Annotated in this window: 21 protein-coding genes, 5 tRNA genes and 1 pseudogene; 14 read left to right on the top strand and 13 right to left on the bottom strand. The window is 43.4% G+C overall.

The window, feature by feature from the left end:
* Positions 1-14: 14 nt before the first annotated feature.
* Positions 15-1,724, bottom strand: a complete 1,710-nt coding sequence (pilB, locus tag B1201_RS04860; protein WP_078192562.1) for a type IV-A pilus assembly ATPase PilB — start codon at positions 1,722-1,724, stop codon at positions 15-17.
* A gap of 275 nt (positions 1,725-1,999) precedes the next feature.
* On the opposite strand from pilB, the gene tpiA reads away from it, so the two are divergent.
* The 13 genes from tpiA (at position 2,000) to B1201_RS04795 (ending at position 10,273) form a co-directional block, all read left to right on the top strand.
* Positions 2,000-2,791: a triose-phosphate isomerase gene (tpiA, locus tag B1201_RS04855; RefSeq protein ID WP_078192561.1), complete on the top strand. Its 792-nt coding sequence runs from the start codon at positions 2,000-2,002 to the stop codon at positions 2,789-2,791.
* A gap of 13 nt (positions 2,792-2,804) precedes the next feature.
* Positions 2,805-3,134: a preprotein translocase subunit SecG gene (secG, locus tag B1201_RS04850; RefSeq protein WP_078192560.1), complete on the top strand. Its 330-nt coding sequence runs from the start codon at positions 2,805-2,807 to the stop codon at positions 3,132-3,134.
* 52 nt (positions 3,135-3,186) lie between these two features.
* Positions 3,187-3,271 (top strand) — tRNA-Leu (locus B1201_RS04845).
* Positions 3,272-3,319: 48 nt separating this feature from the next.
* Positions 3,320-3,396 (top strand) — tRNA-Met (locus tag B1201_RS04840).
* Positions 3,397-3,469: 73 nt separating this feature from the next.
* A tRNA-Met gene (locus B1201_RS04835) sits at positions 3,470-3,546 on the top strand.
* A gap of 58 nt (positions 3,547-3,604) precedes the next feature.
* Positions 3,605-3,681: transfer RNA gene (locus B1201_RS04830), tRNA-Met, on the top strand.
* A 90-nt stretch (positions 3,682-3,771) separates the two neighbouring features.
* A tRNA-Met gene (locus B1201_RS04825) sits at positions 3,772-3,848 on the top strand.
* Between the two features lie 216 nt (positions 3,849-4,064).
* Positions 4,065-4,589, top strand: coding sequence for a ribosome maturation factor RimP (gene rimP, locus B1201_RS04820; protein WP_078192559.1), 525 nt, complete (start codon positions 4,065-4,067; stop codon positions 4,587-4,589).
* Between the two features lie 35 nt (positions 4,590-4,624).
* Positions 4,625-6,109 carry a transcription termination factor NusA gene (gene nusA / locus B1201_RS04815; RefSeq protein ID WP_078192558.1) on the top strand — a complete coding sequence of 495 codons (1,485 nt, stop codon included), beginning with the start codon at positions 4,625-4,627 and terminating at the stop codon, positions 6,107-6,109.
* A gap of 10 nt (positions 6,110-6,119) precedes the next feature.
* On the top strand, positions 6,120-8,813 hold the full coding sequence (gene infB / locus B1201_RS04810; RefSeq protein WP_078192557.1) for a translation initiation factor IF-2: 2,694 nt from the start codon (positions 6,120-6,122) through the stop codon (positions 8,811-8,813).
* Entirely contained in the window at positions 8,813-9,220 is a 408-nt protein-coding gene (locus B1201_RS04805; protein ID WP_078189413.1) for a ribosome-binding factor A, read from the top strand. Before infB ends, B1201_RS04805 begins: the two co-directional genes overlap by 1 nt.
* Positions 9,221-9,391: 171 nt before the next feature.
* The gene (locus tag B1201_RS04800) at positions 9,392-9,685 is read left to right on the top strand and encodes a hypothetical protein (protein WP_143221659.1); all 294 of its coding nucleotides are present in this window, start codon (positions 9,392-9,394) and stop codon (positions 9,683-9,685) included.
* Positions 9,686-9,688: 3 nt separating this feature from the next.
* Positions 9,689-10,273 carry a hypothetical protein gene (locus B1201_RS04795; RefSeq protein WP_078192555.1) on the top strand — a complete coding sequence of 195 codons (585 nt, stop codon included), beginning with the start codon at positions 9,689-9,691 and terminating at the stop codon, positions 10,271-10,273.
* On the opposite strand, the gene B1201_RS04790 is transcribed toward B1201_RS04795, so the two are convergent.
* The 12 genes and pseudogenes from B1201_RS04790 to B1201_RS04730 form a co-directional block, all read right to left on the bottom strand.
* Positions 10,239-10,640 (bottom strand): Na+/H+ antiporter subunit G, encoded by a 402-nt coding sequence (locus B1201_RS04790; protein ID WP_078192554.1) that lies wholly within the window; start codon positions 10,638-10,640, stop codon positions 10,239-10,241. The two genes, B1201_RS04795 and B1201_RS04790, sit on opposite strands and share 35 nt — an antisense overlap.
* A gap of 12 nt (positions 10,641-10,652) precedes the next feature.
* Positions 10,653-10,928, bottom strand: coding sequence for a monovalent cation/H+ antiporter subunit F (locus tag B1201_RS04785; RefSeq protein ID WP_078192553.1), 276 nt, complete (start codon positions 10,926-10,928; stop codon positions 10,653-10,655).
* On the bottom strand, positions 10,925-11,446 hold the full coding sequence (locus tag B1201_RS04780; RefSeq protein ID WP_078192552.1) for a Na+/H+ antiporter subunit E: 522 nt from the start codon (positions 11,444-11,446) through the stop codon (positions 10,925-10,927). Before B1201_RS04780 ends, B1201_RS04785 begins: the two co-directional genes overlap by 4 nt.
* A 1-nt stretch (position 11,447) precedes the next feature.
* The gene (locus B1201_RS04775) at positions 11,448-13,256 is read right to left on the bottom strand and encodes a monovalent cation/H+ antiporter subunit D (RefSeq protein WP_078192551.1); all 1,809 of its coding nucleotides are present in this window, start codon (positions 13,254-13,256) and stop codon (positions 11,448-11,450) included.
* A complete protein-coding gene (locus tag B1201_RS04770; RefSeq protein ID WP_078192550.1) occupies positions 13,256-13,621 on the bottom strand; it encodes a Na+/H+ antiporter subunit C in 366 nt (121 codons plus the stop codon). The genes B1201_RS04775 and B1201_RS04770 overlap by 1 nt, the downstream gene beginning before the upstream one ends.
* A 1-nt stretch (position 13,622) precedes the next feature.
* The gene (locus B1201_RS04765) at positions 13,623-16,463 is read right to left on the bottom strand and encodes a monovalent cation/H+ antiporter subunit A (RefSeq protein ID WP_078192549.1); all 2,841 of its coding nucleotides are present in this window, start codon (positions 16,461-16,463) and stop codon (positions 13,623-13,625) included.
* 342 nt (positions 16,464-16,805) lie between these two features.
* A complete protein-coding gene (locus B1201_RS04755) occupies positions 16,806-18,209 on the bottom strand; it encodes an ATP-binding protein (RefSeq protein ID WP_078192548.1) in 1,404 nt (467 codons plus the stop codon).
* A gap of 46 nt (positions 18,210-18,255) precedes the next feature.
* Entirely contained in the window at positions 18,256-19,758 is a 1,503-nt protein-coding gene (locus B1201_RS04750; RefSeq protein WP_078192547.1) for a UvrD-helicase domain-containing protein, read from the bottom strand.
* 9 nt (positions 19,759-19,767) lie between these two features.
* Positions 19,768-20,550: a bifunctional phosphoribosyl-AMP cyclohydrolase/phosphoribosyl-ATP diphosphatase HisIE gene (gene hisIE, locus B1201_RS04745; RefSeq protein ID WP_078189402.1), complete on the bottom strand. Its 783-nt coding sequence runs from the start codon at positions 20,548-20,550 to the stop codon at positions 19,768-19,770.
* Between the two features lie 96 nt (positions 20,551-20,646).
* Positions 20,647-21,949: pseudogene (locus B1201_RS17260) on the bottom strand (FAD-dependent oxidoreductase).
* Positions 21,950-22,051: 102 nt separating this feature from the next.
* Positions 22,052-22,939: an SDR family NAD(P)-dependent oxidoreductase gene (locus B1201_RS04735; protein WP_078192546.1), complete on the bottom strand. Its 888-nt coding sequence runs from the start codon at positions 22,937-22,939 to the stop codon at positions 22,052-22,054.
* A 402-nt stretch (positions 22,940-23,341) separates the two neighbouring features.
* Positions 23,342-24,619, bottom strand: coding sequence for an O-acetylhomoserine aminocarboxypropyltransferase/cysteine synthase family protein (locus tag B1201_RS04730; protein ID WP_078192545.1), 1,278 nt, complete (start codon positions 24,617-24,619; stop codon positions 23,342-23,344).
* A gap of 319 nt (positions 24,620-24,938) precedes the next feature.
* Here B1201_RS04730 and ettA point away from each other — a divergent pair, with 319 nt between their 5' ends.
* On the top strand, positions 24,939-26,600 hold the full coding sequence (gene ettA / locus B1201_RS04725) for an energy-dependent translational throttle protein EttA (protein WP_078192544.1): 1,662 nt from the start codon (positions 24,939-24,941) through the stop codon (positions 26,598-26,600).
* Positions 26,601-26,605 lie beyond the last annotated feature (5 nt).

Raw genomic sequence — 26,605 nt, 5'->3', positions numbered from 1 at the left:
AAATACTAATTCACTTACTCACTGGTCACACGATTGACTTCTTGAAGTGAAGTCACCCCCTGCATGACCTTAATTAAGCCTGAACGGCGTAAATTGTTAAAACCTGCTTGATTTGAAGCTTCGGCAATTTGTAAGGCATTGCCGTCTTCCATAATAATTCTTGAAATTTCAGGTGTCACTTTCATGACTTCGTAAATACCCACACGACCTTTATAGCCTTCACGGCATTCGGCACAACCCACAGGCTGGTATATTTGGAATTCTGGTGTATTTAAATCATCTTCGGTAAAACCAAGCTCCAATAGACTTTGTTTTGGTACGTCTACTGTTTCTTTACATTGTGAACATAGGCGACGTGCAAGTCGCTGCGCAATGACAAGGTTCACGGATGTCGCGATGTTAAATGAAGGCACGCCCATATTGCGTAAGCGTGTCAGTGTTTCAGGTGCACTATTGGTATGCAGTGTAGACATCACCATGTGACCTGTTTGAGCCGCTTTAATTGCAATTTCAGCCGTTTCTAAATCTCGAATCTCACCGACCATCACAATATCAGGGTCTTGACGTAAGAATGATTTTAAGGCTGCAGAGAAGGTGAGGCCGACTTTATTATTTACGTTGACCTGATTGATCCCTTCTAAGTTAATTTCCACAGGGTCTTCGGCCGTTGAAATGTTGGTATCTTCACGGTTAAGAATGTTTAAACCTGTATATAGAGATACGGTTTTACCGGAACCCGTTGGACCGGTAATGAGTAGCATGCCTTGTGGTTTTTCTAAAGCCTGCATGAACAGTTCTTTTTGATCCGGTTCATAACCCAACGCATCAATCCCTAGCATCGCACTAGATGGATCAAGGATACGTAGAACAAGTTTTTCACCAAACAAGGTCGGTAAAGAGTTTACACGGAAGTCGATAGCTTTGTTCTTTGACAGCTTTAACTTGATACGACCGTCTTGAGGTATACGCTTTTCCGAGATGTCCATTTGTGACATGACTTTTAAACGTGAAGCGAGTCGTGTAGCGAGCTGCAAGGGCGGATTTGTAATTGTTCTTAACACGCCATCGACACGGTAGCGGACACGATAGGTTTTTTCGTAGGGTTCAAAATGTAAGTCAGATGCACCCATACGAATTGCGTCGACTAGCAGCTTATTGATGTATTTAACAATCGGAGCTTCATCCCCCGTTGCCTCATCTTCATCTTCTTTCGCTGGATCAATAGTTTCCTGTTCTAAATCAAGATCAAAGTCATCATCAAAGTCAAAAGTACTTTCTTCAGCGAAGTTCTGCTCAATTAACTTTTCAAGTTTGTCATGTTCAACAATAATTGTTTCGGTATTTAGCTTACTACCAAATCGAATGGCATCCACTGCTTCAATATTGGTGGGATTACTGATCGCAACGAATAATAAATTGCCATGTTTAAAAATAGGCAAAATACGATGCTTGGTAATGAGTTTATCTTCAAATTCATCACGTATAATTAAAGACGTATCATAAGTTGAAATATCAAAAACCGGTTCACCGAACTCTATCGAGATGGTTTCTGCGATCAGGCGTGCTGAAAGGTGATATTCCTGAATCAAATGCGGCACGATATCTTGATGAGCCTTTTTTGAATTTTGCAGCGCTGCTTGCATTTTTTCGGCAGACAGATGCCCTTCGTCAACTAAGCGACGAATAAACCCCGTAAATCTTGAAGAACCTTGAACTGCTGTCATGCTTTTACTTGCCTATGCTTCAGTCTGTTTATAATTGGTATAGCAAAATTATACTTTTGTTGCACAAAAATACCATATCTTAAAGTGTTGTCACTAGCTAAGAATTGGTAAAAAGCATGAACCAGTCCTTAAATCTGCTTAATTTTTTTACAGAAAAGTGAAGGTATTGGAATGACTGGTGTGCTTCGAAGATGCAAATGTGTTGAAATTTATCTTCAAAATTATGAATTACGTGTAGAATGTGCCCGATTTCATCTTTGTCATGTGGGATAAATATGTCGGGTTCGACGATTACGCCTTGGGTAGTGGGTAACTGGAAAATGAACCCATTGCAAGCCGATGCTGGCGCACTTCTTAAGAATTTTAAGCAATTATTAGATGAACAAAATATTGCTGAAGCGGCATGTCATATTGGGGTTGCACCAACAGCTATTGCTCTGACCACGGTGCAAAATGAATTAACACAAGCTAGCCGTAACATCATAACCGTTGCACAAGACGTTTCTCGCGTTGCAGGTACAGGCGCATATACGGGTGAGCTCAGTGCAGAGCTATTAAAAGATTATGGTGTTGAATTTGTACTGATTGGTCATTCGGAACGCCGTGAAATATTCGCTGATCAACCGCATATCATTAATGAAAAAGTAAAAAATGCATTAAACGCAGGTTTGACTGTGATTTATTGTGTGGGTGAAAGCTTAGAACAACGTGAAAGCGGCCAAGCAGAACAGATTGTGTTACAACAAATATGTGATATTGCTGCTGTTGTACAAGCAGAGCAGTGGAAACAAATTGTGGTAGCTTATGAGCCAATTTGGGCCATTGGCACAGGTAAAACAGCGTCACCTGAAGATGCGCAAGCGATGCACGCTAAAATTCGTGAAGGTTTAAGCCAAATCACCCCAATGGGACTTCATACTGCGATTCTTTATGGTGGTAGTGTAAAACCTGAAAATGCAGTAGAGTTGGCAGCCTGTCCGGATATCAATGGTGCGCTGGTCGGTGGTGCATCATTAAATGCAGAGTCGTTTTATAAAATTGCTCAAGCATTTGCAAATACAAAATAATTAGGAGTTCAGCATGCATACGTTTGTGCTGGTGGTACATATTATCTTAGCGATTTTAATGATCGTGCTGATTTTAGTTCAGCATGGTAAAGGCGCAGATGCGGGTGCATCTTTTGGTGGCGGCGGTGCTGCAACTGTATTTGGTGCATCGGGTTCGGGTAACTTTATGACCCGTTTGACTGCGATTTTAACGGCTTTGTTCTTCGTTACGAGCTTGACACTTGCTGTGTTTGCAAAGAAACAAACGACAGATGCTTATAGTCTGAATGCGATTTCTTCAGTACCGACTGCGCCTGCAAAATCGGCTGAAACTTCGCCAACTGCACCAAAAAGCGCTGAATAATTTATTTAGCACTTTCTTTTTTGACGTGTTGCGACTAGAATGCGTCACAGCTGCGGTGGTGGTGGAATTGGTAGACACGCTACCTTGAGGTGGTAGTGCTTTCGGGCGTGGGGGTTCAAGTCCCCCCTTCCGCACCAACTTATAATCCAGAACATAAGTTGGTGTATGCAGCAAAACTCTGTTGATGCGGGATGGAGCAGTCTGGTAGCTCGTCGGGCTCATAACCCGAAGGTCGTTGGTTCAAATCCAGCTCCCGCTACCAATCAATTCTATTTTTAAGATGCAAACTTTTAAATGGACAGCTTTTAAAGCTGAGAAAACTATTTGCATATTGATGCGGGGTGGAGCAGTCTGGTAGCTCGTCGGGCTCATAACCCGAAGGTCGTTGGTTCAAATCCAGCCCCCGCTACCAATCTTATATAGCACACAATCTATATAAGCAGTTTATCTGAAAGTCATTGTGATGTTGATGCGGGATGGAGCAGTCTGGTAGCTCGTCGGGCTCATAACCCGAAGGTCGTTGGTTCAAATCCAGCTCCCGCTACCAATCCTCTGAGATGCAACTCAGTAGGGCAATTCTTCAGGTTGTTTTAGATTGAAAATGACCAAGAAATTGTATATAATTTTTGCATGTTGATGCGGGATGGAGCAGTCTGGTAGCTCGTCGGGCTCATAACCCGAAGGTCGTTGGTTCAAATCCAGCTCCCGCTACCAAGTTTCTAAAAGAGGCTCACAACTAGGTGGGCCTTTTTGCACAGTGGACTATGGTTTTCTGTGTAATAATGGGGCGATTTACGCCCTTTTTTATTGGCTATCGTGTAGTGTCGACAGTATTCTGGTCAAACCGTCATGTTTCACTACTACTATAGTTTCGTATTGGTCTGTAGTGGTCATTTCGACCATCGAATCGCACAAATTTGACGAGAGTAAATGAAGCTATCAAATAAAACTCAAGCACTTCAGGACTTAATTGCCCCAGCGGTGCAAGCATGTGATGTAGAACTTTGGGGGATTGATTTCCAACCTCAAGGAAAACGTTCACTGTTACGTATTTATATCGACCGTGAAGTTGATGAAAATGCAGAACCTGTCATCAATGAAGATGGCGAAGTTGAGCAAGGCCGTGGTATCGGCGTGCAGGACTGTGTTCGTGTCACTCAGCAAGTGGGTGCGATGTTGGATGTACATGATCCAATTTCAGGCGAATATGCATTAGAAGTGTCATCTCCAGGTTGGGATCGTCAGTTCTTTAAATTGGAACAAATGACGGCATACATTGGTCAGCAAGTCGCTTTGCGTTTGATCAGTGCTGTAGATAATCGTCGTAAATTCCAAGCCAAACTTGTTAACGTAGACCTTGAGAACGAAATGATTCAGGTTGAAGTTGAAAAGCAACAAGTGTTGGATATTGACAGCCACAATATTGATAAAGCAAATCTGGTTTTCCAAGATTAATTTAATAAATAAGAATCTGAACGAATAGGTGACTTATGGCTCGTGAAATTCTTACCGTAGTAGAAACGGTTAGTAACGAAAAAGGTGTAAGTCGTGATGCAATTTTTGAAGCGCTTGAACAAGCTTTAGTTGCAGCGACTAAGAAGAAATTCTACGAGGGAACTCACTCGGAAGAAGCTCGTCTACGTGTAGAAATCGACCGTCGTACTGGTGATTACCGTACTTTCCGTCAATGGGAAGTGGTTGCCGACGAAGATCACGAAATGCCAGCATGCCAAGATGCGATCTCTGATGTAGATCCTGCAAAATGGGCAATTGGGGATATCCGTGAACTTGAAGTTGAATCGATTGATTTCGGTCGTATTGCGGCACAAATTGCGAAACAAGTAATTGTTCAAAAAATTCGTGAAGCAGAGCGTGCGCTAATTGCAGATGCTTACGAATCTAAAGTTGGTGAACTCATCTACGGTGAAGTGAAAAAACAAACCAAAGATGGCTTTATCATTGATTTAGGTGACAATGCAGAAGCATATCTTGCGCGTGAAGAAATGATCGCTAAAGAAATTCTACGTCCTAAACAACGTGTAAACGCGATTTTGTTTAACGTAAATCGTGAAGGCCGTGGTGCTCAGTTATTACTTTCTCGTTCTAAACCAGAAATGCTCATTGCATTGATGAAGAAAGAAATTCCTGAAATTGCTGAAGAAATCATTGAGATTAAGGCTGCTGCACGTCAACCTGGCGTTCGTGCTAAAATCGCTGTGAAAACAAACGATCACCGTATTGATCCTGTAGGTGCATGTATTGGTATGCGTGGTACACGTATCCAAGCAGTTCAATCAGAGTTAAATGGTGAGCGTATTGATGTAGTCGTTTGGTCTGATGACGCGGCACAGTACATTGCAAGTGCTCTAGAGCCTGCTGATGTATCAGGTATCGTGATTGATGAAGAAGAACGTACTGCAGATATTATTTTTGCAACGAGTGATCAGTTAGCACGTGCAATTGGCTCTCAAGGTCAAAACGTACGCTTAGCATCTGAATTGACTGGTTACAAGCTCAATATGATGCTTGAAGAAGAATATCACGCACGCCAACAAAACGAAGCGCAACAATATTTAGATATGTTTGTTACACGTCTAGATATTGATGAAGACTTAGCGATGGCGTTGGTTGAAATGGGTTTCACATCATTAGAAGAAATCGCGTATGTTCCTGCGGAAACATTCGATGAGATCGAACTTGATGCTGAAACTGTTGAAATGCTACAAGGTCGTGCAAAAGAAATTGCATTGGCTGATGCATTGAAGCAACAAGAAAACATCCAAGAGCCAAGCGAAGAGCTTGCTGCAATGGAAGGCGTGACTAAAGAAATCGCATATGCGCTTGCCGCTCGCGGTGTGGTAACTGTAGATGATCTTGCAGATCAAGCCACTGACGATATCTCTGATATCGAAGGTTTAGGTGCTGAAAAAGCAGGTCAACTTATTATGAAAGCGCGCGAATCATGGTTTAACTAGGAGGTAATATATGACGGACAAGTCGATTAAGGAGTTAGCTCTCAGCGTGGGTCGTCCAGTTGAGAAGCTGCTGGAACAGGTTCGTGATGCGGGTTTACCACAAACTAAACCTGACGATATTATCTCCACTGAACAACAAAATGCCCTCGTTAACCATTTGAAAAAAGTTCATGGTCAGGATGCGGGCAATGCAGGACAAATCACGTTGAAACGTAAAACTACCAGTACTGCTAAAGTGGCGAGTACATCGGGCAAGGCAAAAACGATTAATGTAGAAGTTCGTAAGAAACATACATTTGTTAAACCGGATCCTGAGCAAATTAAAGCTGAAGCATTAGCGAAAGCACAAGCTGACCAACAAGCACGTAAACAGGAACCTAAGGTTGAAGCGAAAGCTGAAGAACCGAAGCAACAACCAGTATCTAAAGCGAAACAAGCTTTAGAAGCAATGCGTGCTGCTGCGAAGCAAGAACATGCGAAGCAAGAAACACCGAAAGCTGCGGTTGTTGTAAAACGTAAGTCAAACAACAAGCCAATTACAAAACCTGTTGAAACTCTAGAACAGAAAAAAGCACGTGAAGCTCAAGCAGCACAATTGAAAGCTGTAGAAGAAGCGGCGCGTCGTAAAGCCGCTGAAGAAGCGCAACAACGTACGCTTGAGCAAATGCGTCAAATGGCGTCTAAGTATTCTAACGAAGACACTACTGCGACCATTCGTGTTGTAGATGATTCTCCGCTTGCTGCCGGCCTTGTAGGTCAGGCATATGAAGATTCATTTGCGAAAGAAGACCGTGAAATTAAACGTGGTACCAATACCAACAATTCACGTTCACCTAAAAAAGGTGGTCGTCGTGGCGAAGAGCAATCTTTCCGTGATAACTCACATAAACGTGGTTTGAAAACAAGTCAAGCGAACAAGCATGGCTTTGAAAAACCAGTTAAAAAACAAGTTTATGATGTTGAAATTGGTGAAACAATTGTTGTTGCTGACTTGGCTGCGAAAATGGCGGTTAAAGTTCGCGAAGTTATCAAATCACTCATGAAAATGGGCGAATTGGTTACTCAAAACCAAGCGATTGATCAAGAAATTGCAGCACTTGTTGTTGAAGAAATGGGTCACAATCCAGTACTTGTTTCGGATACACAAGCAGAAGACAACTTACTTGAAGCAGCTGAAGAAGCGCGTGGTGTCCAAACCACTCGTCCGCCAGTTGTGACAATTATGGGGCACGTTGACCATGGTAAAACATCACTTCTTGACCGTATTCGTCGCTCTAAAGTGGCTGCAGGTGAAGCAGGTGGTATCACACAGCATATTGGTGCTTACCATGTGAAAACTGAAAAAGGTATTATTACTTTCTTAGATACACCGGGACACGCAGCATTTACTGCAATGCGTTCACGTGGTGCGAAATCTACAGATATCGTAGTGTTGGTTGTTGCAGCAGATGATGGTGTTATGCCACAAACTGCGGAAGCGATTGACCATGCACGTGCAGCAGGTACACCAATTATTGTTGCTATCAATAAAATGGATAAAGAGTCTGCTGATCCAGATCGCGTATTGAATGAGTTGACGACGAAAGAAATCGTACCTGAGCAATGGGGCGGTGACGTTCCAGTGGCAATGGTTTCTGCGCACACCGGTGCAGGTATCGACGAACTTCTTGACTTGATCTCAATTCAAGCCGAACTTCTTGAGCTTAAAGCATCTGAAGAGGGTGCAGCACAAGGTGTTGTAATTGAAGCACGTGTAGACAAAGGGCGTGGTGCGGTAACATCGATTCTTGTTCAAAACGGTACATTGAAAGTGGGTGACCTTGTTCTTGCAGGTTCGTCATACGGTCGTGTACGTGCGATGACAGATGAAAATGGTCAACGTATTAAATCTGCTGGTCCTTCGATTCCTGTGGAAATCTTGGGTCTACCAGAAGCGCCAATGGCGGGTGATGAAGTTCTTGTTGTAAATGACGAGAAAAAAGCACGTGAAGTTGCTGATGCGCGTATGGATCGTGAACGTCAAAAACGACTTGAGCGTCAATCTGCGATGCGTCTTGAAAATATCATGGCGTCTATGGGCAAGAAAGATGTGCCTATTGTCAACGTGGTATTGAAAACAGACGTACGTGGTACTTTGGAAGCATTACACGTTGCACTTGCTGAACTTGCAACTGATGAAGTGAAAGTACGTATTATTGGTTCAGGTGTTGGTGCGATCACTGAGTCTGACGTAACACTTGCTGAATCTTCAGAAGCGGTTCTTCTCGGCTTTAACGTACGTGCTGATAATACTGCACGTCAAAAAGCTGATGCTGATGGTATCGACATTCGTTACTACTCGATCATCTATCAATTAATTGATGATGTGAAAGATGCGATGAGCGGTAAATTGGCGCCTGAACACCGTGAAACAATTCTGGGTGTTGCTGAAGTACGTGAAGTGTTCCACTCAAGTAAATTCGGTGCTGCTGCAGGTTGTATGGTACTTGAAGGTACATTACACCGTAATAAACCGATTCGCGTATTACGTGATGACGTGGTGGTATTCCAAGGCGAGCTTGAATCTCTTCGTCGCTACAAAGATGTGGTTGAAGAAGTTCGTGCCGGTATGGAATGTGGTCTTGCGGTGAAAGGCTATAAAGACATCAAAGCACAAGATAAGATCGAAGTGTACGATGTTCAATTGATTAAACGGAGTCTTTAATGGCGGGTAGTCAACGTCTGAAGCGTATGGCGGATACAGTACAACGTGAGTTGTCAGAACTGATCCGTCAGGAGCTGAAAGATCCACGCTTAGGTGGTCTCGTGACCATCTCTGCCGTGAAGGTGAGCCCAGACTTAGGATATGCCGAAGTTTATGTGACTGTAATGGGTCGTGAGCTAGGCGATGAGCAAAGTGAAGCCGCAAATAAAGAGACTTTAGATGTCTTGAATAAAGCATCTGGTTTCTTGCGTCATGAACTAAGCCGTCGTATCAAAACACGTATTACGCCACGTTTGCGTTTCCATTACGACAAAACAAATGCTTATGGCAACTATATGTTTGGTCTAATTGCGGAAGCGGTCAAGGACTTACCTCCTACTGACGAAGCAAAAAAAGATGATGAATAATTCAGTTCGCTGAATGAAAAAAGCCACCTTTGGGTGGCTTTTTTATGTTTGAATAACGGTAATTTAAAAACTCAATCACTTTAAAATTATAATATGCCAATGAAAGACAGGTCGAACATGATATTTAATCCGCCAATCTGTAAAAATAATGAATTGAAAAAAATAATCCTTTTGAGTAGCGCATTATTTATTACTATGCCAAGTTGGGCATGTTTAAATACCTATGTAGAAGATTTTTATACATCTGATTCACAAAAAGAAAATCAACGCGAAGAACATCATGACGAGAAATTGAATAACTTTGTATCAAGGTATCCTAGCCCAATAGACTATCAGGCAGAAAATGATTATGCCGTACATCAGATTTATGCAGGTAAATACGATTTAGCCATTATGGTTTTAAATGAAATTGAAAAAGAGCATCCAGGTTTACCAAAGACTGCAGTGAATTTAGGTACTGCATAGGAGTTGATTGGCAATATTCCACAGGCCAAAAGATGGATTGCTGAAGGTATGAAACGTGATCCAACGATTCACCTTGGAAGTGAATGGATTCATCTGAATATTTTAGAAGCCAAAACCAAGCGCGCGACACCAAAATATTTTCATGAATATCCATTGTTAAATGTACATTATGGAACAGGCTATGTTCCTGATGGACATTGGAGTGATCAGCGCAAACCCACAACAGCGGAATACGATGCCATACGAGAACAGGTCAGCTTACAAATCAGTGAGCGGAAGAATTTTGTTTCAAGACAGGATGCCGTGATGGCACAGCTGTTTTATGAATTGGCGAATCTTGAGATGAGCCAGAATCAGCCTGGCTGGTATAACAATTTTCAAAGTAGTTTTGAGACTAACTTACTGATTGATTTAGCTAGGCAGTATGGTTTAAAAAAAACACCTTATAACCAAAAACGTTTGCAATATATGGCTCAAGGGAATGTAATTGAGAAATTATGGATGAAAATTAAAGACTTTTGGGCTATAAGGGATAATCAAACTGGATCTAGATTTAATCCAGATCCTCCGGTTTTGAATGGCGTTTAGAGTGAAATGCACGGCGCCGAGTTCGCTGCCAAGGAAGAGGGCGATTCAGAGCTTCTGGTGCCTCACCACTCATCGAGCGCAGTCGTAAATGTAATGCCGCTTGTGCCATGAGGTTTGCAGAAACCGGTGCAGTGATAAAAGCAAAAAGCGTGATCAGGATTTCTGCAAATCCAAAACGGCCTTGAAATGCTGCATAAATAATTGCAGCGATTAGAAAACTTCCTAAACCTAAGGTGCTTGATTTAGTCGGTGCGTGTAGACGCATAAATAAGTCGGGTAGGCGAACCATACCAATACCCCCGACCAACATGAAGAAAGCACCAATCACCAAAAAAATCGAGACCAAAATTTCCATGACTAATTGCATATTAAAGGACTCCTAGTCGATGACATGTCCAGTGGTGAAATAGCGTGCTAAAGCGGCTGTAGATACAAACCCAAGCATGGCAACCAATAAAGCCCCTTCAAACATTGATGTACTTGCCCAATAAATACCTAAAATGACGATTAAGCAGGTGGCATTTAAGAACAAAGTATCTAAAGCAAGTAGTCGGTCCACAACTGAGGGTCCCATCACCAAGCGGATGAGGCACAGTAACATTGAGATCGTCACCGCAACTAAACAAATGCCAAGCGCATAAGGTAAAATTGTCATGCAGACTCTCCTGTATCAGCGCCAAAAATAAGGATGAGAGGGCGCTCATAGCGCTCTTTAATGGTTTGAATTTCTGCTTCAGGATCATCCGTGCTCAGCGCATGGACCAAAATATCACCACGGTCTTGGTCAATCCCAGCAGACACCGTACCGGGTGTCGTGGTGATGATCATCGCAAGCAGAGAATTGACTTCTTCATGCTGTGTATCGAGAGGAACACGGAACCATTTCGGATGCAATTTATGTGTCGGACCAAGGACGAGTTTTGCAACATGGATATTACTGACAATAATATCCCATAACACCACAAAGAATAATTTACATGCTGCCAGCCAGTTGATATTCGGTGTTCGATCAATAAAAGGGCGAACCATTCGCGGAATAACAATTGCTAAAACCAAGGCCATGCATAGTGTGGCCGCATCTAAACTGTGCGCTAACATCACCCAGCTCAGACCAACCATGACTGATACCAATGGATGCGGAAACCAGCGATTAAATAAAGATATTGTCGCCATGTTAAGGCACCTCCATTGGTTTCAGCTGGGTCTCTTCAGGCAATTTTTCTTCTTGTTGCTGTCCCTGAATTTGGCGTCGCTTATATTCAGAAATATGTTCGCCATTTAGGGTTTCAGGCGCAATCAATGCGGGGATGAGGTGTGCATTTGGATCCGCTGATTCGCCACCATATTTGGTTTCAGGTAAATTTTCAGGATTATAAGGTTGAACACTGATAATTTGACCTTCTTTATCCTTTTTCAATAGCAACGATTCATATAATGGGTTGTCTTGAATTTGCTGCGCAGTCTTGTAGGTATAGTCATAGATTGGTGCAGCAAAGACCATATATCCCACAAGCGCTGTTAATAGTAGATAAATGGTCTTGTCATTGCGTAGCGGAGCCTTATTCGGCAAAGCCTGATAGCGTTGATATTCTTCAGTATCACTATCATCTTCTGGACGAGATGAACGCCAGAAAAGTACAAAACCAGCGCGGGTAAATGCCATGATACTGAGTAAACTCACCAACAAAACAATTAAAATAATCATGATTTGGTAAGGTGAATTGGCTGTGGCTTGTAAGATAAATACTTTACCCAAAAAGCCGCTAAAGGGTGGTAGACCAGCCATCATCAACGCAATGATGAAATAGCAGACAGCAACGGTATTATGCTGTTTCATGCGGGGCGCAAGTTTAAAATGATCTTTAAATTCGCCGCGTTGTGAGGTAATCCAACCCGATAGAATATAAAAAGCTGCACCAATAATGGTACTGTGAATCAGGTAATAAAGTCCTGCAGCCCATGCATCCGTATTAAAGAGTGAAATCGAAACCAATATTGTGCCGATAGAAGACAAAATCATAAAACCGACAAAACGACGTAAACGATCCGTTCCGATAGCACCATAGGCACCATAGAGCGAGGTTACTAAGCCAATCGGTAACAGCCACTGTTGTAAGATTTCACGGCTAATCCCATCGTCAAACACAGTGCCATTAACACGGAGAATGGCATAGATGCCGACCTTGGTCATAATGGTGAACAAGGCTGCAACGGGAGTGGTTGCCACAGCATAGGTCTTCGGTAACCAGAACCCTACAGGCAGCATTGCTGCCTTGATGCCAAAGACGGTAAACAGTAACAATGCACCAGCTACAGCAATACGATGTTGATCCGCTTCAAGCAAAGGCATAAGCCGTGCAACATCTGCCATATTTAAGCTACCTACACTGCCATAAATCATCCCGAGTCCAATCAGGAAGAGGGCAGAGGCAAATAGGTTAATGGTGACGTAATGAATACCCAATTGAAAACGTGCTTTGCCTTGGCCGTGTAAGAGCAAAACGTACGATGCCATCAACAGGATTTCAAAGAACACAAATAGGTTAAATAAATCGCCTGTTAGGAACGCACCACACAAACCCATCAGTAAGAAATGGCACATAGCATGGAAATAACGACCACGCTCATCCCATTCTTTGCTGGCAAACCACATCACTGGCACAGCAAGACCATAAGTCAGCACCAACATGAATGCTGAGAGTCGATCTAGAACTAAGACAATACCAAACGGTGCGGCCCATTCACTCAGGTTATAAACCAAGACTTGGCCAGAGCTGGCGATCATCAAATAACTGATAGATGTGATCAGCCCAAGGATGCCAGAAACATAGCTGATTCCACGACGCCAAGGTTGTCGCCAGTCATGTGCCAACGAGCCAGAGCCGGGGTTGCCCAACAGGACTAAAATAAATGCAGTAATTGCAGGAATTAAAATACTGAAAATCGGGCTGTGGGTAGTCCAAAATTGGATGAAATCATGCATTATGGCTCATCCTCCCGCGGGTCAATTTGCGGTATTTCTTCTTTGGAGTCCACATGATCTGTTCCGGTTTCATAGCGGCTACGCAGAGCCAATTGTACGATAAAGGCAGTGGTCGCAAAGCCAATCACAATGGCGGTTAGGACCAAGGCTTGTGGTAAAGGATCGGTCGCTTTGGTTGTTTCCGTTAACACAGCCGGTGCGTTGATATGAATACGCCCCATGACAAATAAAAATAAGTTGACGGCATAGCCAATCATGGCTAAACCCAGCACGACAGGAAAGGTACGTGCCCGCAAAATCAGGTATACCCCTGTTGCGGTCAGTAAGCCAATGGCTGAAGCGAGTAAAAATTCTAAACTAATCATCTTATTCGCCTCTTGGAACTGGACCAGACATACTCGAGTGACGCGAGTCGCCTAAGACGGAAATCATTAACATCGTCGCGCCCACCACGGTGATGTAGACACCTGTGTCGAAGAGGGCAGCGGAGGCAAGGTGCATTTCACCTAAAATGGGTGGTGAGACATAGATATGAGCACTGGTCAGGAATGGGCGGCCCCATAGCCAAGCAGCGATCCCTGTCAGACCTGCAATGGTTAAACCAATACCAATCCACACTTCATATAAGCGACCTGATTTTGCACCAATCAATTGTTCGGCACGGTCTTGACCGAGCGCGATATATTGAATCACTAAGGCTAAAGAGGTAATTAAACCTGCAATAAAGCCACCGCCCGGTAAGTTATGACCCCGTAGGAAAATATACAGACTGACCACCAAGGCCAAAGGCAAAATCCAAGATGAGGTAATACGGAACATCAGTGGCGATGGATTGAAACGATAGGTTAGACCTTGCGTAATGGTGGTGCCATGAGCACGCATACCATCCATCATGCATAGCGTACCAATTGCAGCAATTCCCAGTACGGTAATTTCACCAAAGGTATCGAAACCACGGAAGTCCACCAAGATCACGTTGACCACATTGGTACCACCACCAAGTGGGATAGACTGCTGTATGAAGAACCATGAAATGGAGTTATGATCACGGGTCATGATCAACCATGAAATCCATGCGATCCCTAGACCTACAATAATCGCAATCAATGCATCTCGCCAACGACGTGACACGCTCGACTCATAAGGGGTGAGCTGTGGTAATAACGATAAGCTCATGAGTAAGAGCACGGTGGTCACCACGTCAACAGTAATCTGTGTTAACGCCAAATCGGGAGCGGAGAAACAGATAAACACCATGGTCACAACTAGACCGACTGCACCACTGATGAGGACGGCTTTAATACGTTCATGGTGGAACCAAAGCATCATCCAACATGCAGAGAATAATAATAGCCACAGAACAATCGCGATGACCGGTGCATGTACCAGTTCACGACTGCCTGTCCCGATGCCTTGCAGCCAAAATGGAACGATGACGATGGCTACACTAAAGATTAAAATCCACAATACATAGCTTTGTAATTTGCCGTTTTCAGTAAAGCGACGAAATTTTCTTGAGCTGAGTAAGAGATATTTTAAAAATAAGTCGAACAGCACTTTACCTTGCAAACGACCCAAAAATGGATCTAAGTCGATCCGGCGTAATTTGCCGCCCTTTGCCAATGCGAAGTAGAAAATTAAACCACCCAATAGTGCTATTACACTCATCAAAAGCGGTGCATTTAAACCATGCCAAATCGCTAAATGTGTACCTTCAAACGCAGGGTTTTGAATACTCGCACGTGCTGTGCTGTTGACTATATGCTCAACCAATAGGGCAGGGAATAATCCAACTAAAATACATAAAGCAGCCAGTAATGTTGCTGGTGCGCGCATACCAAACGGTGGTTCATGTGCTTCTTTATTGGGAATTTCTTTCCCCAGTGGACCATCAAAAAACACCCCATGAACTAAACGTACTGAATACGCGACAGCAAAGATACCGGCAAAGGTGGCAATGATGGCTGATACGATCATCACAGGCCCAGTCAGATTGGCTAAAAGCTCAGTAAAGAACATCTCTTTAGAGAGGAAACCATTGGTTAATGGGACACCTGCCATAGAGGCCGCAGTGATCATGGTTAGCGTTGCGGTAAACGGAAGTAATTGCCATAAACCAGAGAGTTTTCGTAAATCGCGTGTACCTGATTCGTGGTCAATAATCCCTGCGATCATAAACAAGGCTGCTTTGAAGGTCGCATGGTTAATGATATGGAAAATGGCAGCCGCAACTGCGAGGGGAGATCCGATCCCGAGTAGGCAAACAATCAGACCTAAATGGCTGATGGTGGAATAGGCCAAAAGCCCTTTTAAATCTTCTTTGAAAATGGCAAAGAATGCTGCCATACATAAGGTAAATAAGCCAATAAAGGTGACCAAGTTGTGATACAACGTAGCGCCTGCAAAAATCGGTAATAAGCGTGCAAGCAGGAAAATTCCGGCTTTCACCATCGTGGCAGAATGTAAATAGGCCGAGACAGGGGTCGGTGCCGCCATAGCATTTGGCAACCAAAAATGGAAAGGGAACTGCGCACTTTTAGTAAATGCTCCCATTAATATTAATAGCAGTGTGGGTACAAAAAGCGAGTGCTGCTGAATTTGGCTACTCATCGTTAGGATTTGATCAATCTGATAGGTGCCCGTGATTTGCGCCAACAGAACAAAACCACCCAGCATACATAAACCACCCATACCTGTAATGGTCAAAGCCATTCGAGAGCCACGCTGAGCTGCGTCGTAATTGCTCCAATAACCAACCAAAAGGAAAGATGAAATGCTGGTAAGTTCCCAGAAAATAAGCAATAAAATTAAATTATTAGACAATGAAATGCCGAGCATGGCAGCCATGAACAGCATCAATAAAACATACAGTTTACTGAGCGAATTCTTTGGACTTAAATAATAGTAGGCATAGATATAAATTAAGGTGCCGATCCCGGTAATGAGCAGGGAGAACAACAAGCCCAGTGCATCGAGACGGAAACTGAAATCAATGCCAACTTGAGTGAGCCACGGCCAAGTTTGAATGATGGTTTTGCCATTAAATACATTTTGAGCCTGACTCAATAATAAAACTAAACTGCTGAGGCTGACGCCAATCGCCCCTAAAGCTGTTACCCCGCGAGAGAATTGCTTCAACCACGAGACAAGTGTTGTGCCTAGTATTAACGGTAACAATATAATAATCGGTAGCACACTCGTATCCATTGTCATGATTAGGCGGTGAAACCTAGGTGTATTTCATCTTTCAAGGATTACAGGACAGCAAAGAGCAGTCCAAAAATTCAATCTTGAAAGCCATGTGTGTCAAAAAAATTAAAAACAAGCTGTGTTGCGCAACTCGTGAAGCGATAGCAATTTCCGATGTTACTATGAAAATTGCAAATAAAACCGATCATATTACATGCGTAAAACAACATCAATCTTTTTTATGACCCACTTACACATTATACGCCTGACGAAACTGTCTAGACATCTATTGCGGCCTTATTGCTGAATATTTAAACATCGAGGCTATGGATTACACTCAGTCAATCAACCTCAGTATTTTTAACTCAGCGGTTGGATCGTAATGTCCTGATCACCTCGCTGTGATAAAGCCCTAACCAATTCTTGTTGCTGTTGCTCGGTCAGTTGTGTCTGAATTAATTGCAACATGTGCTGGATGGTATCCGGATGGTTCAGCGGCTCATTTAATTCAGTCTCTTCAGTTTTAGGTGGAAGCGATGGTTTAGATCCGAGTTGCAACTGCTGATAAATTTGATCATAGGTTTCTTGTAGTTTTTCAGGCTGAATTTCACTGAGCTTTTTATTCTGTAATTGTAAGCACTGAAAGCGAGAAGCCTGTTCCATCAGTTCAGGACGGTTGCCGCTGGCAATGATTTGGAGTCGTGGAAACGCTTGATTTAAACGGGTTAAAATCACTTGAGTCATGTTTTGATCGAGTTGGTGGTCTATGGCGTCGATCAATAAAATACCGTCACCTTCTTGGCACGGATATAAGCTATGAGGATTGAGCAGACAGAGGCGACGCACAATATCACCAATTAAGGCCACAAGGTTGCGTACACTATTTGATAGCTGTTGGAACAACATATCTTTGCCTTGATAGCAGACCATTAACTGTAATTTGGGGTGATATTGCAGATAAATATTGGTCACATCGGGCAACACGGTCTCTAAGGCTTGTTTTAATGATCTGAGTGACGGCGCGTGTAGATCGGCCTGAGCTTGTGCTAGTTTATGCCCAAAAAGAGGCGTTTCTGATGCGTTGGGTATATCTGCTTGGGTTTTAGGATGTAATAAATTTTGAATTAATTCGGCACTTTGCGCATTTTCAATGTCGGATATTTCTCGAAACCACTCAAAAAAACGAATAAACGTGGTAAAGGGAATGGCCGATATTTCATAAGCATGCGAAGGCTGAAAAATAGCAGGATTATTTTTATTGAGAATATTCACATCGTTGACGAAACGTTCAGCAGGGTAATAGGCAATGAGTGGCAACCCTTGTAACGTATCGGCTTTGAGGGCTTTTTGATACAGCGCAACCATCGATTCTAATTGCTGTGTTTCAGCCTTACTGAGACCGACGCCTTGACTGTTTAAGGTTTTGTACAATTGCCATGAACAACATTGTGGGTCTTGGTCTTGTTGATCACTTGAAAGCTGAAATGAGCCAATCTCTTCGGGAAAACTGACTTGAATATCAAGTTTCGATTGCAAGCGATTTAACATGATGTCTTGATCGAGCATTACCACGCCTGCGGTACGTAAATCTTTATAGCGTGCAGCAAACCAAGTGAGGGCCTGATAACTAAAGCGTAGTAGGGAGGTTTTTCCAGAACTTTGATCACCCAAAATTAAGGTGATCGGCAGATCGTGGTAATTAAAATTGAGGGTGATATCAGTAAAATGAAGGGTGTGCTTGAGTTGGATCGATTGTAATTTCATGGTGCACCTTTTACTGATTTATTGTTTATTCACCCTTTTCATCATACTAGCTGACCGCTTGTGCCAAAGATTTGGGCATTTGACGTTTTAAGTGCTGCATCAAGTCATAAATATGATGGATATTTAAACTTACTTTAGCACGTGTGCAAGCCACGTAAAGTAACCGTAACTCTTCGTCACTAATTTTATAATCTTCATCGTTGAGCTTAAATTGGTAGTCATCTTCAATATGTACCCGATCCCATTCTAAGCCTTTGGCTTTATGGGCGGTCGAGATGATATAGTCGGCTTGATCAATTGGGGTGATTTTCGCCAGCGCCTTTTTCAGTGGGTCAGTACCGTGGTCATCGACCAACTTCACTAGCGGTTTAATATCGCTGCCGTCATTGGTTTCACAATATTCATGCACATCATGCCATGAGTTAAACCACGCAAGCTCTGGGACATCGACTACGCGCTTGCCTTGCTTGAGCATGGCTGCAGCATCGACAAAACGATTGAGTCGCGCGTGATCTGCTTGCAGGCTAACTTTTTCGCCCTTAACCAAACCCGCCAATAACAGTTCCATCGCACGTGCATTGGTACGACATAAAATGGCATCGCGCATCTTGGTATGTGGTTTATTGACCACTTTAGAGTTGAGCTGCGGATTACCCAATAACGGCACGGTTTCGTTCAATGCGCCCAGTAGAGCATTGGCGTTCAAGGCAATTTCTTCACCAAAACGGAAAGACGTGGTTAAACGGGATTCGGGTAAAGGGAGTTGCTGCATGGCATTGACTGCGCCACGCCATGCATAAATTTGTTGATGCGCATCGCCAACATAGATGACTTGAGTATTCCGCTGTTTCAGTAAAATCCCTAGCATTAGCGGGTCAGCATCTTGAGCTTCATCGAACAGCACATAATCCGCAGGAATATTCGGTTCAGACAAAGCCCAAAGTTTTAAATAAATATCGTGTCCAATCCCTGCTGCATGATTCGGATCAATCGACTCTAACCAACGACGTTCAATGGCAGGATACAAATGCTTTTGTAAGCTTTCGATATCGTCCGGATGCAGCCAACTCGGTGCTTGTAGATGTCGTGGGGCAGGGTATTGCGAACTGGTCGAACAGAAATAACTGACAGCGTTTGCCACCAGACTTGCCAAACGTGAAGGCATGAGTACATATTTTTCATAACGACCGCCCATCATACGACGTAAGGTGATCGGTTCTAGTCGATATTCTTTGGCAATAAAACTCGGACTTAAACGTGGTAGACGCAGTTTGTCAGTCACTCCACGTGGAACACTACGATAAGCCAATGAGTGGAAGGTTCGACAGTCGACATTTTGATGAAAACGATTCTGTGCTTCGGTGGCAATGGCTTTGTTAAAGGCCAAGTACATGCCACGCCGCTGAGGCATGGCATCACTGATCATTTGGAGTGTGGTTGTTTTACCTGTGCCAGCATAGGCAATCACTTTAAATGATTTACCAAGACGTGCGTTATCTATGGCGGTGGCCTGCTCATAGGTCGCGGTCGGTTTTTTAAGATCTGGCACGGTTGCGTCTTAGTGCTGACGGTTGGCTTTTTCAACCAAACCGGAAAGGCCTTGACGACGAGCGAGTTCGTTAAGTACCAATTGAGGATCAATATCAAAATAACCCAACATCACAATGGTATGGAACCAAAGGTCTGCTACTTCGTAAATCAAATCGTTTTTGTTGTCTTCATTGGCTTCGATTTTGAAATCTTTAGCGGCAATGATGGTTTCAACACTTTCTTCACCGATTTTTTCTAAAATTTTGTTGAGGCCTTTATGGTAAAGCTTTGCCACATAAGAGGACTCAGGATCAGCTTGTTTGCGTTCAGCCATCATTTTACCTAAGTAGTCGAGTACTTCGACTTGCTCAGATTGCGCATTGGATGCATTCATCGCAAGAGTATGTGGATTTGCTGATTTTGCACCATAAATTGCAGCCGGATCTTTTAATTGCGCATCGACAATTTCCCAGCCATTGGCAGTAAGCTTGCGGTAGAAGCATGACTCACGGCCGGTATGGCAGGCAATGCCGCCATGCTGTTCAATTTGTAGCACAATCACGTCAGCATCACAGTCCAAACGGATTTCATGTACGGTTTGGAAATGGCCAGATTCTTCACCTTTGTGCCATAGCTTATTGCGTGAACGTGAAAAGTACACCGCCTGATTTTTTTCTGCAGTTTGCGCCAACGCTTCACGGTTCATCCATGCCACCATCAATACGCGCCCGCTTTGATGATGCTGTGCAATAGCAGGCACTAAGCCTTGTTCGTTAAATTTTACTTCATCGAGCCATTGCAGGTTGTTCATGAGGATTTCACCAATTCAAAAATCAAAAAATAAATGCCGCAGCATTTGAGCAGCACTATAGTGTAAGCCATCAAGAGAATGATGGGGAGTTAATTCTTAATCAAATTTTAAATTGCGCAGTTCAGCCGCAGAATCATCTGCAGGCTTTCGGGCAATGTCAGCATAATTCATTTGCCCAAATGCACCCGTTTTTAAGCCGGAAATCGTAATCGCCATTTCTTTGCGGAAAAACGGCAGCTGATACATAGCACGAAATGAAAAATCACGGAGCGGTGCTGTCCAGCGATGATGTGATTGATAAAAAGGAGTCAGCAAGCGACTAAAAAATTGGTAAAATCGCACGGAGGGCAACCGTAGCTGATGATACTCCTGCCAGAGGTTTTGCAGTGAGGAGTCCTGTTGATATTGAAGCAGAGCTTGACTGATGGCCCATGCATCGAGCAAAGCCATATTGGCGCCTTGTCCAAGCTGTGGACTCATGGCATGAGCAGCATCGCCTAATATGCCGATACGACCTTCACCAAGTTTGCTCAGCACCACATCACGATAATTGGCAGATAGCCATTGCTGCGGATCATCTGGATGTGGAATCACATGCGCTAACCATTCTGCAACACTCGGCCAGCGTTTTGAAACTTCAAGCAACCATTGCTGCTGTGCGTTCTTTGTTTTTAAGAATCCCTCTAAATTTTCTGTAGGCAGACTCCAGAAAATGCTCGAAAGGCGCTGTTCAGGCTGCGTTGGAATTGCTCCCGTTGGCATCACACCCATCATGATATTGGAACGGTCATAGAACTGATGCAAGATCTGCGGATTGAGTACTTCGCATTCAGGCACGATGATCCACTTCGCCCCCCCAAGGATAGGCTTGGTTGAGCTTTTCCCATGCATTAGGGCGTAAATGGCTGCGTGCACCATTGGCGATCAGCACGAGATCAAACTGACGTTGAAAGGATTGATCTGCGGACTGCCCAATTACGTTTATACCCTCACTGGATTCTTGAAGTTCATGCACTTCATGCGCCATGCACCACTCAACGTGTTGAGGATATTCACAGACTTTGGATGCGAGGACATGACAGAGCGTGGCACGGTGAATGCCGAGTCCATATGAACGTTCATCGGCTTGTCGATAATGACTGTTAATCAGCAAGTCGCCGCCAGCCAGTTGACCTTCCAGACCTGTTACCACAGCACCTAGGCTTAAGGCATGTTCCAAAATGCCTAAATGTTCGAAAACCGCAAGCCCGGCGGGTTGTAATAATAATCCTGCGCCCACAGGTTCAAGTTGTGAGACTTTTTCATATAAGCAGATTTGATGGCCTTGATTAGCAAGCATTGCTGCAGCAGCCAATCCTGCCGTACCTGCACCGATGATGGCAATATTTTGAGTTTTCATTGTTATAAAAGTTGATTTTATCTCAGCCCAATGTAGCAAAGATGCTGCATAAAACCCAATAAAAAAGCCCTCAAAAGGGCTTTTTTAGGGGTGAATCAGGTCTTACCAGTGTTCACCAGGGAATAGGCGAGCATATGCTTTTTGTACCCAATTGAGTTTTTCTTGCTTCCCAATAGACGCTGAAGAGCTTGGGAACAAGTTATAACCAATCGACATGAGTTTGTTATTAATGTCAGGAGCAATGGAGTAGGTGATCGAAGCCAGACGGCCCAAATTGGTCGCCACTTTCTTCGGACGTTTCACGATGGCATAGGCAATCAGGTCTGTCGCTTGTTCTGGAGAAAGGGTTGGTACGTATTTATAAATTTTGGTTGGGGCGATCATTGGTGTGCGCACCAATGGCATGTAGACAGACGTGATGGCAATATTATGCGAGTGAACTTCAGCACTTAGGCAACGACTGAAAGCATCTAATGCGGCTTTAGACGCAACATATGCAGAGAAGCGCGTTGCATTGGCCAATACACCAATCGAGCTGATATTAATAATATGACCTTCACGACGAATCATCATTTTTGGCAACAGGTTCATGACCAAACGTACCGCGCCAAAATAGTTAAGCTGCATGGTGCGTTCAAAATCATGGAAACGATCAGTTGATTCATGCACGGCACGGCGAATAGAACGGCCAGCGTTATTAATTAAGATGTCAATATGATCGACGGAAGCGAGGATTCGTTGTGCCACAGCATCAATGGATTCCATATCATTGAGGTCACATGGGAAAACATCAGCTTTACCGCCAGTGGCTTCAATTTCAGCTTTTACGGCATCAAGAGTTTCTTTGGTACGTGCAACCAATAGAACATGTGCGCCTGCGTTGGCAAGGCGATGCGCTGTGGTTAAACCGATACCACTTGATGCACCGGTGATTAAAATGGTCTTGCCGTTGATACGGTCAACGAAACGTTTCTCAAGTCTTGAATTCACGATGAGGTTCCCTGTTAAATCAGTTTTATTGTATTCATTTATCGGCCCGACAATGCTATGTGCAGGGCTGTTTTAAGTCAGCGGTATGATAGCGTTTTATTTCAAAAAAGCCATATGATAAGTAATTGATAATAAAATAATATTTAGAGTTTTTACTCTAAATTAAAATCCCTATTTACTCATTTTTTAACACATAAATATGTGAAAGAGAAGTGCTTTTATCCACATCGTTGCAACGTAAAAAAAGTCGATTTTCAAGATAAATAAAATTGTAAATAAATATAGAAGCAGGGCCATAGATGCGCAAAATTGAAAGGCGGATAATGTGGGGGTGGTTATTTAAATGAAATGGAAATAAAAACAGGCCTTAAAAATAAGACCTGTGGATTGTGCACTTGTGGTTTAAACAGCAGCTAAGGCTTGCTCTAAGTCGGCAATCAAGTCATCTGCATGCTCGATCCCAATCGATAAACGAACCATATCAATGCTGACTCCGGCTGCTTTGAGTTCATCTTCATTGAGCTGACGATGTGTCGTGGTCGCAGGATGGCAAGCTAAACTTTTGGCATCACCAATATTCACAAGGCGAGTAAATAACTGCAACGCATCGATGAAACGTGTGCCACCTGCAAGGCCGTCTTGAACCCCAAAGGAAAGAATCGCAGATGGTTTGCCTTTGACATATTTTTGCGCCAAAGCATGCTGAGGATGGTCTTTTAGGCCAGCGTAGTTGACCCATTTTACTTTTGGATGCGCTTGTAAATATTCCGCCACTTTTTGCGCATTTTCAGTATGACGCTCCATGCGCAGGCTTAAGGTTTCCAAACCTTGTAAGATTAAGAATACATTATGCGGGCTGATCGCAGCGCCTGTATTACGCAGCGGGACCACGCGCGCACGGGCAATATAGGCTGCGTCACCTAAGGCTTCGACATAATTGACCCCATGGTAGCTTGGATCAGGGGTGTTGAGTGATTTAAAGCGTTCAGGGTATTTGCCCCAAGGAAATTTGCCGCTATCGACGATGATGCCACCGATCGAATTACCATGACCGCCAATATATTTTGTGAGTGAGTGCACCACGATGTCGGCACCAAATTCAAATGATTTTTGCAGAACAGGTGTGGCAACAGTATTGTCTACGACTACAGGTATGCCAAATTCATGCGCAATTTTCGAAATTGCTTCGAGGTCAATAATATTGCCCAATGGGTTACCAATAGATTCGACAAAGACCAGCTTGGTTTTGTCATCGATGAGGCTACGCAGCGCTTCAGGGTTTTGATAATCAAAGAAGCGAACTTCAATGCCTTGTTTCGGCAGGGTGTGGGCAAACAGGTTATATGTGCCGCCGTACAGGGTCGAAACAGAAGCGATATTGTCGCCCGCTTCAGCAATGGTTTGAATCGCATATGTAATGGCAGACATACCTGATGCCAACGCCAGTGCGCCTATACCGCCTTCGAGCGCTGCAACACGCTGTTCAAGTACCGCCGTGGTTGGATTCATAATGCGGGTATAAATATTACCCTGAACTTTTAAGTCAAATAAATCAGCACCATGCTGCGTGTTATCAAACGAATATGATGTTGTTTGATAGATCGGAACTGCAACAGCTTTGGTGGTTGCTTCCGGGGTATACCCCGCGTGAATTGCTAAAGTTTCGTCTTTATATGTCATGATTACATCATCTAAGTGAGCTAATTTTTTAAATAGTCTATCATTTATATATATGAATAAAAGTGCTTTATTTATAAAATGAATATCATAATTATTCATATTGTTGAAAAATTTTCAGCTAAAGATGAGCGAAATCATGCTTAAAAACGCATGTTTAAATTTTGTTCGCCATTAAACTTGTAACAATGCATTGAAGGCGTGTGCGAAACCTTATTTTTTCACGACTTTATGCGTATAATAGCCGATTATTTTTTCGCTCAATTGAGCAGGGGCAACTTTGTGTTGTTCCGTATATGTTTTGACTATTGAGGAGTCCTAAGTGGCCCAATATATTTACACGATGAACCGTGTGTCGAAGATGGTTCCGCCTAAGCGCGAAATCCTGAAAGACATCTCTTTATCATTTTTCCCAGGCGCAAAAATTGGTGTGCTTGGTCTAAACGGTGCAGGTAAATCTACCTTGCTTCGTATTATGGCGGGCGTAGATAAAGATTTCTCAGGTGAAGCACGTGCTCAACCGGGTATCAAAATTGGTTACCTTGAACAAGAGCCGCCATTGGATGAAAGCAAAGACGTTCGTGGTAACGTTGAAGACGGTTTACGTGAGCCGTTAGATGCTTTGGCGCGTCTTGATGAAGTGTTTGCAGAATATGCAGCAGAAGATGCTGACTTTGACGCACTTGCAAAAGAACAAGAGAAGTTAGAAGCCATTATCCATTCATGGGATGCACATAACATTGTGAACCAAATGGATCAGGCTGCTGCAGCGTTGAACCTTCCAGCTTGGGATGCAGATGTATCTAAGTTGTCTGGTGGTGAGCGCCGTCGTGTTGCACTTTGCCGTTTGTTATTGTCTAAACCAGACATGTTGCTTCTAGATGAACCAACGAACCATTTGGATGCTTCATCAGTATCATGGTTGGAACGTTTCTTGAAAGACTTCCCTGGTACGATCGTTGCGATTACCCATGACCGTTACTTCTTGGATAACGTGGCAGAGTGGATTCTTGAGCTTGACCGCGGCATGGGTATTCCATACCAAGGCAACTACTCTTCTTGGTTAGAGCAGAAAAATGCCCGTTTAGAGCAAGAACAGAAGCAAGAAGAATCTTTTGCTAAAGCATTGAAAAAAGAACTTGAATGGGTTCGTTCAAATGCCAAAGGTCAGCAAAAGAAAAACAAAGCGCGTATGGAGCGTTTTGAAGAGCTTAACTCACGCGAATTCCAACAGCGTAACGAAACGTCTGAAATCTATATTCCACCTGGTCCACGTCTAGGTAACAAAGTTGTAGAAGTTGAAGGTATCAGTAAATCCTTTGGTGACCGTACACTTTATAAAGATTTATCGTTCGTTGTACCACCTGCTGCAATTGTAGGTATCGTGGGCGAAAACGGTGCGGGTAAAACCACATTATTCCGTATGATGACAGGCGAACAACAACCAGATACAGGTACAATTACACTGGGTGAGTCTGTTAAAGTGGCTTATGTTGGTCAGATTCGTGACACCTTAGATGACAACAAAACTGTTTGGGAAGAAGTTTCTGGCGGTTTAGATATCTTGAAAATTGGTGAATACGAAATCGCATCTCGTGCGTATATCGGTCGCTTTAACTTCAAAGGTCAAGATCAGCAAAAACGTGTAGGTCAATTGTCAGGTGGTGAACGTAACCGTTTACAACTTGCGAAAATCCTGCAAATGGGTGCAAACGTCATCTTACTCGATGAACCGTCAAACGACTTGGATATTGAAACTTTACGTGCGCTTGAAGATGCTATTCTGGTATTCCCAGGTACTGTCATGGTGATCTCGCATGACCGTTGGTTCCTCGACCGTATTGCAACGCACATCTTGTCATTTGAAGGTGAAACCCCTGAATTCTTCACAGGTAACTACCATGAATTTGAAGAATACCGTCGTAAACGTGATGGTGATGACCTTGTTGCAAAGCGTCAAAAATACCGCAAAATTGGTAACTAAGTTCC

The organism is Acinetobacter sp. ANC 5600 (assembly GCF_002018395.1).
Taxonomy (GTDB): domain Bacteria; phylum Pseudomonadota; class Gammaproteobacteria; order Pseudomonadales; family Moraxellaceae; genus Acinetobacter; species Acinetobacter amyesii.
The sequence above is the reverse complement of the archived record's forward strand: the minus strand, read 5'-3'. Positions and strand labels throughout refer to the sequence as shown.